The sequence below is a fragment of the Micromonospora sp. NPDC051300 genome, from assembly GCF_044455315.1.
Lineage (GTDB): Bacteria > Actinomycetota > Actinomycetes > Mycobacteriales > Micromonosporaceae > Micromonospora > Micromonospora robiginosa.
Genome location: NZ_JBITEP010000044.1, coordinates 19,785 through 31,580, shown reverse-complemented (window position 1 = coordinate 31,580; position 11,796 = coordinate 19,785). Strand labels below are relative to the sequence as shown.

11 protein-coding genes and 1 pseudogene are annotated in these 11,796 nt (G+C 75.0%); 5 read left to right on the top strand and 7 right to left on the bottom strand.

Going from position 1 to position 11,796, the window contains the following annotated elements:
- A pseudogene (locus ACIA5A_RS29285) lies at positions 1–217 on the bottom strand (phytochelatin synthase); the annotation flags it as partial.
- A gap of 765 nt (positions 218–982) precedes the next feature.
- On the opposite strand from ACIA5A_RS29285, the gene ACIA5A_RS29280 reads away from it, so the two are divergent.
- Positions 983–1,510 (top strand): GNAT family N-acetyltransferase, encoded by a 528-nt coding sequence (locus tag ACIA5A_RS29280; RefSeq protein WP_396767732.1) that lies wholly within the window; start codon positions 983–985, stop codon positions 1,508–1,510.
- 13 nt (positions 1,511–1,523) lie between these two features.
- Here the strand turns inward: ACIA5A_RS29280 and ACIA5A_RS29275 are convergent, their stop codons facing one another.
- Positions 1,524–2,969 (bottom strand): M20/M25/M40 family metallo-hydrolase, encoded by a 1,446-nt coding sequence (locus ACIA5A_RS29275; RefSeq protein WP_396767730.1) that lies wholly within the window; start codon positions 2,967–2,969, stop codon positions 1,524–1,526.
- A gap of 101 nt (positions 2,970–3,070) precedes the next feature.
- Between ACIA5A_RS29275 and ACIA5A_RS29270 the strand changes: the two genes are divergently transcribed.
- Positions 3,071–4,369, top strand: a complete 1,299-nt coding sequence (locus ACIA5A_RS29270) for an NAD(P)/FAD-dependent oxidoreductase (protein ID WP_396767728.1) — start codon at positions 3,071–3,073, stop codon at positions 4,367–4,369.
- 9 nt (positions 4,370–4,378) lie between these two features.
- On the opposite strand, the gene ACIA5A_RS29265 is transcribed toward ACIA5A_RS29270, so the two are convergent.
- From ACIA5A_RS29265 to ACIA5A_RS29255, 3 genes are all read right to left on the bottom strand, one after another.
- A complete protein-coding gene (locus ACIA5A_RS29265; RefSeq protein WP_396767726.1) occupies positions 4,379–5,530 on the bottom strand; it encodes an AI-2E family transporter in 1,152 nt (383 codons plus the stop codon).
- Between the two features lie 60 nt (positions 5,531–5,590).
- Positions 5,591–6,376: a spermidine synthase gene (locus tag ACIA5A_RS29260; protein ID WP_396767724.1), complete on the bottom strand. Its 786-nt coding sequence runs from the start codon at positions 6,374–6,376 to the stop codon at positions 5,591–5,593.
- An 84-nt stretch (positions 6,377–6,460) separates the two neighbouring features.
- Positions 6,461–7,432, bottom strand: coding sequence for a DUF2267 domain-containing protein (locus tag ACIA5A_RS29255; RefSeq protein WP_396767722.1), 972 nt, complete (start codon positions 7,430–7,432; stop codon positions 6,461–6,463).
- Between the two features lie 183 nt (positions 7,433–7,615).
- Between ACIA5A_RS29255 and ACIA5A_RS29250 the strand changes: the two genes are divergently transcribed.
- Positions 7,616–7,918: a hypothetical protein gene (locus ACIA5A_RS29250; protein WP_396767720.1), complete on the top strand. Its 303-nt coding sequence runs from the start codon at positions 7,616–7,618 to the stop codon at positions 7,916–7,918.
- Between the two features lie 75 nt (positions 7,919–7,993).
- Here ACIA5A_RS29250 and ACIA5A_RS29245 read toward each other — a convergent pair whose 3' ends face one another.
- Together ACIA5A_RS29245 and ACIA5A_RS29240 are read right to left on the bottom strand one after the other, a co-directional pair.
- The gene (locus ACIA5A_RS29245; RefSeq protein ID WP_396767718.1) at positions 7,994–8,341 is read right to left on the bottom strand and encodes an STAS domain-containing protein; all 348 of its coding nucleotides are present in this window, start codon (positions 8,339–8,341) and stop codon (positions 7,994–7,996) included.
- A 43-nt stretch (positions 8,342–8,384) separates the two neighbouring features.
- Entirely contained in the window at positions 8,385–8,720 is a 336-nt protein-coding gene (locus ACIA5A_RS29240; protein ID WP_396767716.1) for an STAS domain-containing protein, read from the bottom strand.
- 257 nt (positions 8,721–8,977) lie between these two features.
- Between ACIA5A_RS29240 and ACIA5A_RS29235 the strand changes: the two genes are divergently transcribed.
- Together ACIA5A_RS29235 and ACIA5A_RS29230 are read left to right on the top strand one after the other, a co-directional pair.
- Positions 8,978–10,741, top strand: coding sequence for a PP2C family protein-serine/threonine phosphatase (locus tag ACIA5A_RS29235; RefSeq protein ID WP_396767714.1), 1,764 nt, complete (start codon positions 8,978–8,980; stop codon positions 10,739–10,741).
- A complete protein-coding gene (locus ACIA5A_RS29230) occupies positions 10,738–11,790 on the top strand; it encodes a B12-binding domain-containing protein (protein WP_396767712.1) in 1,053 nt (350 codons plus the stop codon). The genes ACIA5A_RS29235 and ACIA5A_RS29230 overlap by 4 nt, the downstream gene beginning before the upstream one ends.
- The last annotated feature ends 6 nt before the right edge of the window (positions 11,791–11,796 follow it).

Here is an 11,796-nt window from a genome sequence, read left to right as displayed (position 1 = left end):
CGTTGCGGGCGGCGGCGGGGCCGCAGTAGTAGAAGTTCGGCTGCGCCTCGTAGCGCACGTCCAACTCCCGCTCACCGTGACCCTTGCGGTCGGCGGCGACGGTGCTCTTCTGGGCCGGGGCGGCGTGGGCGGCGATGGCGGGGCCGGCGATGCCGCCGGCGGTGGCGGCGATACCGGCAGCGGTGAGCACGGTCTTACGCAGCAGGGTGGTAGCCATGATGGTTGCCTCCCAAAACGTGGGGGTGGACGCGGCACGGGGGATGCCACGTGCGGGGGAAAGTCTTGAAGGGGGTGGGCCCGGCGGCGCGGGTGGCCTGCTCGGGACCCGGGTAGCCGGCGCGCGGCCTGGGGGTGTAACCACGGCCGGTGGCCGGTCATTCCGACCGGGTGCCTGCGGCGGGGCCGGGCTCCACGCGGTCTGCCAGGTATAACGCCCCACCCCCGGCACCGATTCCGCCGCCGCGATGACGCCCGTCACGCCACCTCGACCGAACCGGACAGTGCACGCAGCCCGACCCACATTCCCGTCGGTCCCCCTGCCGCCACCCCGCCACAGCAGCCCGCCGAATCCGACAGACCCGACCAGACGCCTCGGCTGCCTCAGGCGGGGCAATGACCCGCCCCGAACACCACGAGGCGCCCCTGACACCCATGGCGTTCCACCCACCGGCCCACCGGAGCGCGACTGGAACGCGGTGGGTGTCTCACGCTCTCGTAGACACCCATGGCGTCCCCACCACCTCCCGAACTGCCCCGAAGATCCCGCTGATCCTCTCCACCTCGGCAAACCCTCGGTCGATCATGAAGTTGACCGTAAGGGAGAGCGCTCTCCGGCTCCGTCAACTTCATGATCGACGGAACGGTCTCTCCGAGGGCGCGCACTTCTGATGGCGAGGCGGGGAGGGGTGCCGGGGCGGGGAGGTGGCAGGCAAGGGGGACCCTGGGTGAGTGGGCCGGTGGCGGGTGGCCGAGAGTGGTGCGGGTGAGGTATCTGCGTAGCGACGGTCGGGTTGCCGTCCGCCGGCCCCGGCCCGGCGACGAGGCGGAGTTCGTGGCCGCTGCCCGGCGCAGCCGGGACCTGCACCACCCGTGGCTGTCCGCGCCGGGCGACGCCGAGCAGTACGCCGCGTACCTGCGCCGGATCCGGCGGCAGGACACCTCCGGGTTCCTGTTCTGCGACCGCGCCAGCGGGGAGATCGCCGGGTACGCGAACATCGGCGGCATCGTGCTCGGCGCGCTGCGCGGCGGCTACCTCGGTTACGCCGCGTTCCGCCCGTACGCGGGGACCGGGCACGCCTCGGCCGGCGTGCGGCTGGTGGTCGCGCACGCGTTCGAGACGCTCGGGCTGCACCGGCTGGAGGCGAACATCCAACCGGGCAACGAGCCGTCGAAGAAGCTGGCCCGCCGGCTCGGCTTCCGGCTGGAGGGCTTCTCCCCGGACTACCTGTTCGTCGACGGCGCGTGGCGGGACCACGAGCGCTGGGCGATCACGGCCCCGCCGACACCCTGACCGGCAGGCGTGCTCAGCTTCCCGGTTTCGGGAACGCGACCGGGCTGCGGTGCCCGGCCCGGTCCACCGACCGCACGCCGAAGAACACGTTGTCCTTGGACAGGTCGATCGTCACCTCGGTGACGTCGCCGACCGCCAGCACCTTCTGCCACCGGTCGGCGGTGGTCTCCCGCCACACCACCTCGTAGCCGGCCAGGTCCGGTTCGGTGCCGCGCTGCCAGCGCAGGGTGGTGTCGTTGGTCAGGTTGGTGGTGACCACGATCGCCCCCTTCGGCGTGCCCGGGGCCTGGGCGAGCGACCACAGCGTCGCGGCGTTCACCCGGGCCACCCGGGTGATGTAGTCGAAGTCGCAGAACTCGGGCAGGTCGCCGTACTGCACGCCGTCGACGACCCGGACGTCCTGGTGCTGGTGGGCGAAGTCCTCGGCCGGCTCGGTGAACCGACCGGCGGGCCAGCCCTCGCGCAGGAACGAGATGTGGTCGCTGCCGCGCAGGTAGCGGTCCCGCCGGTAGATGACCCGGACGTCCATCCCGGTCGCGCCGTTGTCCGCCACGTCGCCGACGAAGCGGGCGAGCTGCCGGGACGGGGAGTCGTTCTCGCCGCCGACGGACTGCCGCACGCTCGCCTCGGCAGGCGTCTCCGCGGTCGGCACGCCTTCGGCGAAGAGCCGCACGGTACGCGGGTCGCGGGTGCCGTCGTCGGCGGTGCTGCTGCCGACGATGTCGTTGCTGAACATGCCCTGCACGTCCACGCCGGCGGCCTTCAACCGGCCGGCGAGGTACGCCGAGCCGTACAGTCCCTGCTCCTCGCCGGCGACGGCGGCGAGCACGATGGTGGCCTCGCTGCGCCGACCGGCCAGCACCCGGGCCAGTTCCATCACCACGGCCACCCCGGAGGCGTCGTCGTCGGCGCCGGGCGCGTCGCTCACCGCGTCCATCACGTCGGTGGCGCGGGAGTCGTAGTGGCCGGTGATCACGTACACCCGCTCGGGGGTGACGTCGCCGCGCAGCGTCGCCACCACGTTGGTGATGGTGGTGGCGGTGGGGATCCGGGACGCCGGCTCCTGCACGTACGACTGGAGTTCGACTGTCATCCGGCCGCCGGAGGCGGCGGCGTACTCGGACAGTCGGGCGTGGATCCAGTCGCGGGCGGCGCCGATGCCGCGTACCGGATCGTCCTGGCTGGAGAGGGTGTGCCGGGTGCCGAACGCGGCGAGTCGCCGGACGGTGGCCTCGATCCGCCCGCGGTCGATCTCGCGCAGCAGCGCGGTCAGCTCGCGGTCCGGCGGTTGCGGCCGGGCCGGCCGGCCCGGGCCGTGCGGGACGGCGGGCGCGGCGGACGCGGGGTCCGCAGCGAGCGGCGTGGCGACGGCGGCGGCGGTGGCCGCGGCCGAGGCGGTGAGGAAGGTACGCCGGGTCGACCTCGTGGGTCGGCCCTCGGCGGTCTCGTGGTTTCCCATCCCGGCATCCTCGCGCCGATCACGAGGAATGTACATATCGGTGCGGGTGGATGGATTGCCGCCCACGTTTGCCGCAGGTCTGCCCGGGAACGGCAGCAGACATGACGAAACCACGTGTGGTGATCGTGGGGGCCGGGTTCGCCGGGTACCACGCGGCCAAGACGTTGCGCCGGCTGGCCCGCGACCGGGCCGAGATCGTCCTGCTGAACACGACCGACTACTTCCTCTACCTGCCGCTGCTGCCCGAGGTGGCGGCCGGCGTGGTCGAGCCGACCCGCATCTCGGTGCCGCTCGCCGGCACGCTGGACGGCGTGCGGGTGGTGGTCGGCGAGGCGGACCGGGTCGACCTGCAGAACCGCTGGGTCGGCTACCGCTCCGCCGAGGGCGACCACGGTCAGCTCGCGTACGACAGGCTGATCCTCTCCGTGGGCAGCGTCAACAAGCTGCTGCCCATCCCCGGCGTCACCGAGTACGCGCACGGCTTCCGCGGCCTGCCCGAGGCGCTCTACCTGCACGACCACGTGGTCCGGCAGGTGGAGCTGGCCGAGCTGACCGACGACCCGGCCGAGCAGCGGGCGCGTACCACCTTCGTGGTGGTCGGCGCCGGCTACACCGGCACCGAGGTCGCCGCGCACGGGCAGCTCTTCACCGACCGGCTGGTCGCCCAGCGCCCGCACCTGAAGGTCCGGCCCCGCTGGATGCTGCTGGACGTCGCACCCCGGGTGCTGCCCGAGCTGGACCGGCGGATGTCCGTCACCGCCGACCGGGTGCTGCGCAAACGTGGCGTGGACGTGCGGATGGGCACCTCGGTCGGCGAGGCCACCCCGGACGGGGTGATGCTCACCGACGGCGAGTACGTGCCGACGTGCAGCCTGATCTGGTGCGTCGGCGTCCGTCCCGACCCGTTCGTGGCCGAGTTGGGGCTGCGCACCGAGAAGGGCCGGCTGGTGGTCGACGAGTACCTCAACGTGCCCGGCTATCCGGAGGTGTTCGCCTGCGGCGACGCCGCCGCCGTCCCCGACCCGACCCGGCCCGGCCAGGTCTGCGCGATGACCGCCCAGCACGCCCAGCGCCAGGGCAAGCTTGCCGCGCACAACATCGCCGCCTCGTACGGGCAGGGGAAGCGGAAGTCCTACCAGCACCACGACCTGGGCTGGGTGGTCGACCTGGGCGGCAAGGACGCGGCGGCCAACCCGCTGCACGTGCCGCTGTCCGGCCTGCCGGCCAAGGCGGTCACCCGTGGCTACCACCTGCTGGCCATGCCCGGCAACCGGCCGCGCGTGGCCGCCGACTGGGCGCTCGACGCGACGCTGCTCCGCCCGGCGGTGCAGCTCGGCCTCGTCCCGGCCAACGCGGTGCCGCTGGAGAGCGAGTCACCCGAGCTGGTCCGCCGGCCCTGACGCCGGGTGTCAACCACTGGCCGGCGGGTTGTCCCGGTTCCCGGGAGCCGATCCGCCGGCCGGTGGCACGGCGTTCCGGCCGCCGGGCGGACCGTCCCCGGGAGGCGGGTCGGGGTCGGCCGGAGGGGCCAGGGCCAGTCGCCCGGCGGGGACGAACTCGCGCAGCAGTACCTGCGCCACGCCGGCCGCCGGGATGGCCAGCAACGCGCCGACCAGGCCCGCCAACTCGGCCGCCAGCAGCACGCTGACCAGCACGGTCAGCGGGTTCAGCCGGACCGCGCGGGCCATGATGACCGGCTGGAGCAGATGGTTCTCCACCTGCTGGTAGACCACGAAGAAGACAAGCACCACGATGCCGGCGGTGGGGGAGCGGGCGAACCCCGCGCCGGCCGCGACGATCGCCCCCAGCGTGGCGCCCACCAGCGGGATCAGGTCCACCACGGCGACCACCAGGGCGATCACCGCGGCGAACGGCACCCCGAGCAGGAGCAGCACGGCGAAGGTCAGGCCGCCGCAGATCACACTGATCAGCAGGTTGCCGCTCAGGTAGCCGGTGACGATCCGGGACGTGTCGCGGCCGATCCGCCGCAACCGCTCCGCCGGGCCGTCACCGACCAGCCGCAGCGTGCCCGCCACGATCCGGGGCGCCTCCAGCACCATCAGGTACGCCAGCACCACCACCGTGACCAGCGCGGCGACGGCCTGCGCCACGCCCCGGACCAGTCCCACGGTCGGCTCGCCGAGCCGGGAGCCGTACCGGCGCAGGTGGCCGGGCTCGGCGTAGCGGAGCAGGTGCAGGCGGTCCAGCAGCTCGCCGACCGGTCCCCGCCCGGCCTGCGCCTCGTGCACCACGCGCGGCGCCCGGTCGGCGAGCCGGCCCAGCTCGTCCACCAGCGGCACGACGATCAACGCGCCCAGCGCCGCGAACAGCGCGAACGCGGCCAGGAAGACCAGCAGGGTGGCCAGCGCGCGCCGGCGGATCCGGCGTTCCAACCGGTCGACAAGCGGCTTGAGGGCGACCGCGAGGAACGCCGCGACCAGACCCCAGACGAGCACCCGCCGGGTCGCCCAGACCAGCGCCAACCCGACCACGGTGGCCAGCACGAGACCGATCACGATCAGCGTCCGGCGGGCGGTGGACCGGTCGTCGGCGACGCTCATCCGGCGCGGCTACCCGCCCTGCCCGGGGAGAAACCCGGCCACCCGCCGGGGCGGGCCGGCTCAGGTCAGGTCGGCGTCGCTGACCGGCCAGGCGTCGGCGGCGAACGCGTCGAGCGTGGCCGCGTGCAGCACGGCCCCGGGCACCGGATCGGCGGCGACTCTCGCGACGAGGCGCCGCACCGGCAGCCGCCCCGCGCGCGGCGTGCCGGCGAGCACCACGTTGCCGTACCGCCGGCCCCGCAACATCCGCCGGTCGGTGAGCAGGCAGACGTCGGCGAAGACCGCGCGCAGCGTGGCGACCTGAGCGCGGGTGTGCGCCAGCGGCGGCAGGTCGGTGAGGTTGACCAGGTAGACGCCGTCCGGGCGGAGCACCCGGGCCACCTGCGCGGCGAACTCCACGGCGGCCACGTGCGCGGGCATCCGGGCCGCCCGGTAGACGTCGCCCACCACCACGTCGTACGCCTGCGCTGGCGCCCCGGTGACGGCCTCGCGGGCGTCGCCGAGCGTCACCGCCACCTCGGGCGGCACCGGCGGCAGCCGGCGGCGGACCAGGTCGACCACGCCGGGATCGCGCTCCACGACCCGCTGCGCCGAGCCGGGGCGGGTCGCCGCAAGCCAGCGCGGCGGGGTGAGCGCGCCGCCGCCCAGGTGCAGCGCGGCCAGCGGCCGGCCGGGCGGCGCGGCCAGGTCGATCACGGCGGCGATCCGCCGTACGTACTCGAAGTGCAGGTGGCGGGCGTCGGCGACGTCCACGTAGGACTGCTCCACCCCGTCGGCGAGCAGCGTCCGGCCGGTGGGGCGGGCCGGGTCCACGACGATCTCCAGGACCTCGGTGTCGCTCTCCACCCTCGGCACGCTACCCGGCGGTCGAGGTGTCGGGCGGGGGCCCCGCCGGTACCGGAAGCGTCGAGCGGGGCCCTCTCCTCACCCTCAGCCGGCGGCCATGCCGGCGCCGGCCTCGTCGATCGCGGCGTCGACCCGGTGGGCCAGGTCCACGTCCGCCGCCGTCACGCCGTCGACCTGCTGGGTCCGTACGGTGAGCACCGCGTTGTCCGGGTCCGGCCGGCCGATCTGCGGGCCGCGCCCGCCGGCGGCCTTCAGCCGGTCCAGCCGGTCGAGCACCCGGTCCAGGTTGCCGCCGGGCAACTCGATGGTGCGCACCAGGGACCGCCGGTCGCTGGACCAGTAGGGGAGCGAGGCCAGCGCGTCCCGCAGCTCCGGCTCGGTCAGCGGCGCGGTGGCCGAGGACGCGCCCACCAGCCCGCCGCCGTAGTCGGCCGGCGCGAGCAGGTCCCGCAACCCGTCCGGTACGCGCAGCGAGCCGACCAGTTCGGCGTCGGCGTCGGCCAGCGCGGCCAGGGTCGCCTCGGCCTGGTAGCGCGCCTGTTCCGGGGTGAGCCGGCTGCGCCGGCCGACCTCGGCCAGGAAGCCCGGCAGGTCCTGCCGCCGCTCGATGCCGTCCACCGGCAGCACGTCGTGCAGCTTCACCGGCACCGCGTCGAGCAGCCGTTCCCGTTCGGTCTCGTCGAGGGCCCAGGCCAGGGCGAGCACGGTGGCCTCGGCGGCGACCTTCGCCTCGGCGAAGTCGACGCCCGCCCGCCGGCTGATCGCGTCCACGAGGTCCTTGTAGCCCATCGTCGGCCCGGCGTCCGGCGGCGGGTCCGGCAGCGGGCGCGGGCGTTCCGCCACTCCGACCGCCGGCGGCGCGGGGCCGCCGCGGGTGCTGTCCGGCTTGTGCCGGCCGGCCGGCGGCGGGCCGGACCGGTCGTGCCGGTCCAGCGAGGTGACCTGCTTGGACGCGCTCAGGCTGGCGCCGGTCCGGCTCGGCCGCAGCCCTTGTTCCCGGGCCTGGCGGGCGAGGGCCCGGCGGCGCTGGTTGTCGCCCTCCATCTGCTTGCGCATGTTCGCACCTCGTTCCTGGTCGGTGGCGCTTGCGCCGGACGCCTTCCCGGCGCTGCCGGGAAGCTAACGGGTGCTCGCGGACCGACCCGCTTCATTCGCTGCGGGTGAGGGGCGCTCACCCGCGGGGGTCGCAGGATCGCAGGGACCGGACAACTTCCGACGCACGCGGAAGGGCAGGTCGTCATGAAACGGATCGTGGAGATCGTCCCCGCCCGCCCCGGCTGGTACGCCCGCTGGCGTCTCGGCCCGGACGCCACCCGGTGCTATCCGGTGACGCTGTGGGCGCTGCTGGAGGAGAACGACGGCGGCGGGCGCGAGGTGGTCGGCGTCGACTGCGTCGGTCAGTGGCCCGGCGCGGACGACGACGCGGACGCGAACTTCGTCCGGTATCTGTTCCAGACGCCCGATTCCGGCGTGCCGGCGGACGCCGAGTCGTCACCGGCGGAGCGGGCCGGGTCGCGCGCCCCGGCCGTGCCCGCCGCCTGAGCCATCCTCCCGGCCCCCGACCCCTGGTCCCAGGGTCGGGGGCCACCCCCGGCCCGGGACCCCGGCGCGGTCGACTCAGCCCACCTCGCGGGCGTCGCCGGGCACGGCGCGGGGCGGCGTGGGAAGCAACTCGGCCAGACCGGTGCGGTCCAGCAGTTGCCGGACCCGCGGGTTCATGTCGATCAGGTGGACACCTCCGGTGCCGGACCGGTGGATCACCACCAACGCGCTCAGGCCGGACGAGTCGCAGAGCGTCACGTCGGCGAAGTCGAGCCACAGCTCCTGGTGGCCGTCGCGGCGCAGCTCGGCGGCGGCGGCGACGAGTTCCGGAGCGGTGTCGAAGTCCAGCTCGCCGGCCAGCCGCAGCCGGGCGGACCGGGCGTCGAGCCGATCCACCTCGATGGTCAACAGCGGCGAGAGCATGCGTCCATGTTCCCAGCCGACAGTGGTGCGGAAACCCCCGGGGTCACGCGGACGCGGTCGAGCCGGACGCGGATCGGCCGTCGACAGGCGAACGGTCCAGCAGCCCGGTGACGCCTGTCATGTCCAGGATGGTCTCCAGGAACCGGGGAACCGCCCGCAGCTCGATCGCGGTGCCGGCCTGCTGCCCCTCGCGCCAGGCGTGCACGATCACCGACAGGCCGGTGCTGTCGCAGAAGTTCAGTCCGCCGAAGTCGAACACGAGCGCCGCGGGACGCTCGGCGAGCAGCCGGTCGACCTCGGCGCGCAGCGGCGCGGACGTGGCGTAGGCCAGGTCACCGGCGACGCCGACCACGGGGACGGCCGGGTCGGATCGGTCCACGGAGATGGTCAGCGGTGCGGCTTCGGGCTTTCTCCGTCGGGATACCACCATCACGCCTTTCCGCAGGCTGCCGGTCGGGCAGGGACGACCGGATCGTAACAATGCCGGGCCCGCGCCGCGCGGCGCGTGCCCGACACCTCCCGGCCTGGTCGGGTGGCGGTACGGGCGGACCGGCGTAGGGTGGGGTGACGAGATGTGACCACAGGCGCCGCTCCCGGCGCCTCGCGGATGTCGACGAGGAGAGTGGGGCTCAGCTGGTGACTGCTGCCGACGTCAGGGGTTCCGACCCGGGCGACGGACGGATCTCCACGCCGAGTGCCGCACGGTCTTCGGCGTGGCCGGCCGCCGCCTCGATGACGTCCGCCCTCCCGCCGCTGGCCCCCGACCACGAGGTCACCGCCGTCCCGGACTGGTCCGAGGTGGTGGAGCACTTCCGCGAGGGGCTCATCGTCTGCGACGCCGAGGGTGTGGTGCGTCACGTGAGCCCGGTCGCCGAGCGGCTCGTGCCCGAGGTGGTGGTCGGCGCGGTGCTCGCCGCTGCCGGCGTGGCGCCGCTGCGCGGCGACGGCCCGGCCGAGTTCACCCACCACCGGCGGCGGCTGCGGGTGCGCCAGGTGCCGCTCTCCTTCGCCCGCCGCTGCTGGTACGTCGAGGACGTCACCGAGAGCGTCAGCCGGGCCGACGCGTTGCTCGCCGAGCGGGCCCGCTCGCTCTTCCTCGCCGTGGTCGGCGAGAAGCTCGGCAATCCGCTGCACCCCGACCGCGCCGCGGCCGCAGTGGCCCGCCTCGCCGTGCCCACGATCGCCGACGTGGCGGTGCTGGTGCTGGCGCCCCGCTCCGGTCGGGCCCGCTGGTGGCGGGCGACCCGCGCGGACGACGAGGCCCCCGCGGTGGACAGCGGCGTGCTGCCGGCCACGGCGCTGCCCGCGGCGATCGAGACCGGCCTCGCCGGCGCCGAGCCGCACGCGCTGGACTGGCTGGTCGAGCAGGCCGCCGAGGCGGGCTGGCTGCCCGGCCTGGACGTGCCGGGGGCGACCGCCCGGGTGGTGCCGCTGCCCGGCCGCGAGGCCCCGGCCGGCGTGCTGCTGGTGGCCCGCCGCGCCGGCCGCTGGTACGACCAGGCCGACGTCGACCTGGTCCGCGCGTTCGCGGCCCGGGCCGGGGCGGCGTTGACCACCGCCATGCTCTACCGCGACCAGGCCGAGGTCGCCGACACGTTGCAGGCCAGCCTGCTGCCGGTGGAGCCGGCGGCGGCCACCGGCGTGCAGTGGGGCACGGCCTACCGCCCGGCGCAGGCCGGGCTGCGCATCGGCGGCGACTTCTACGGTTCGCACCGGCTCGCCGACGGCGGTTCGGTGTTCTTCCTGGGCGACGTGTCCGGCAAGGGCGTGGAGGCGGCGGTCTTCACCGGCCAGCTCCGCCAGTGCCTGCACGCCCTGCACCGGGTCGAGACGCAGCCGGGCCGGCTGCTGAAGCTGCTCAACGACGCGCTGCTGGAGACCACCCAGGCGCACGGTCAGGGCCGGTTCGCCACCATGGTGCTCGGGGTGACCCGCCCGCACCGTGACGGCGGGCTGACGCTGACGCTGGCCGGCGGCGGGCACCTGCCGCCGCTGGTGCTGCGCGAGTCCGGCGAGGTCGAGGTGGTGCCGTTGAGCGGCATGCTGATCGGCGTGGTGCCGGATCCGCGGATCGGCGAGACCACCGTGCACCTGGCGCCGGGGGAGACCTGCCTGCTCTACAGCGACGGGGTGACCGAGGCGCGCGGCGGTTGGCGCGGCGACGAGCAGTTCGGCGCCGACCGGCTGCTCACCGCCGTGACCGGCTGCCACCGGATGCCCGCGCCGGCGCTGGCGGAGCGGGTCGAGCAGGTGACCTGTGACTGGCTCGCCCACGGCGACCACGACGACATCGCGGTGCTCGCGTTGCGGGCGACCGGCCCGGCCGGCCGGGTGCCCCGTCACCTGCACGCGGTGCCGGAGCCGACGAATGCCGACCGATCGAGGGAGCTGCCCGCGTGAGCGCGACGACCGTCGGTTCCGGCCCGGCCCACGCCTTCCCCGGCTACCTGGAGTGCCTGGCCGAGGCCGACGAGCAGGCCGCGGTGGCGGTGGCCCGAGGGCTGCTGGACGCGGGCGTGCCGGCCGAGCGGGTGCTGCTCGACCTGGTCGCGCCGGCCCAGGCCGAGGTGGGGGAGCGGTGGGCGCGCAACGAGTGGAGCGTGGCCCAGGAGCACGCCGCCACCCACATCAGCGAGCGGGTGGTGGCCGCGGTGGCCGCGTACGCCGATCCCCGCCCGACCCGCGGCCGGATCGTGATGGCCTGTATGGACGGTGAGTGGCACGCGTTGCCGGCCCGGCTGGTCGCCGAGGTGCTGCGGCTGCGCGGCTGGCAGGTGGTCTTCCTCGGGGCCAGCGTTCCGGCCGCGCACCTGGTGTCCTACCTGCACCGGTACGACGCCGACGCGGTGGCGCTGGCCTGCGCGCTGCCGATGCGGCTGCCGCACGCCCACCGGATGATCGAGGCGTGTCGCCGCTCCGACGTGCCGGTGGTGGTGGGCGGGCGGGGGTTCGGCGTGGACGGCCGGTGGGCGCGGACGCTCGGCGTGGCGTGGGCACCGGACGCGCCGGCCGCCGCCGACCTGGTCGCCGACGACCGGGCGTTGCGCGCGACGCCGCCCGCGCGGCTGGACCACCTCACCGACGACGAGTACGCCAGCCTGGTCAAGCGTCGCGGCGAGCTGATCGACAGCGCGCTCACCGACCTGCGCGAGCGGGTGCCGGCGGTGGCCGACTACACCCCGGCGCAGCTCGACTCCACGGTCGGCGACCTCGGCTACATCGTCGACTTCCTGGCCGCCGCGCTCTACGTCGACGACCTGACGCTGTTCACCGAGTTCGTCGAGTGGCTGGTGGAGATCCTGGTCAGTCGGGGTGTGCCGGCGGGCGCGGTCGGCCTGACGCTCGACCACTATGGACACGAGCTGCGCGACTTCCCCCGGGCGGCGGCGTTCCTGGAGCGCGGGCGGGCCGTGGTTGGCGGGCTGTCGGCGGCGACCGCGGGCCGCTGACTCGCG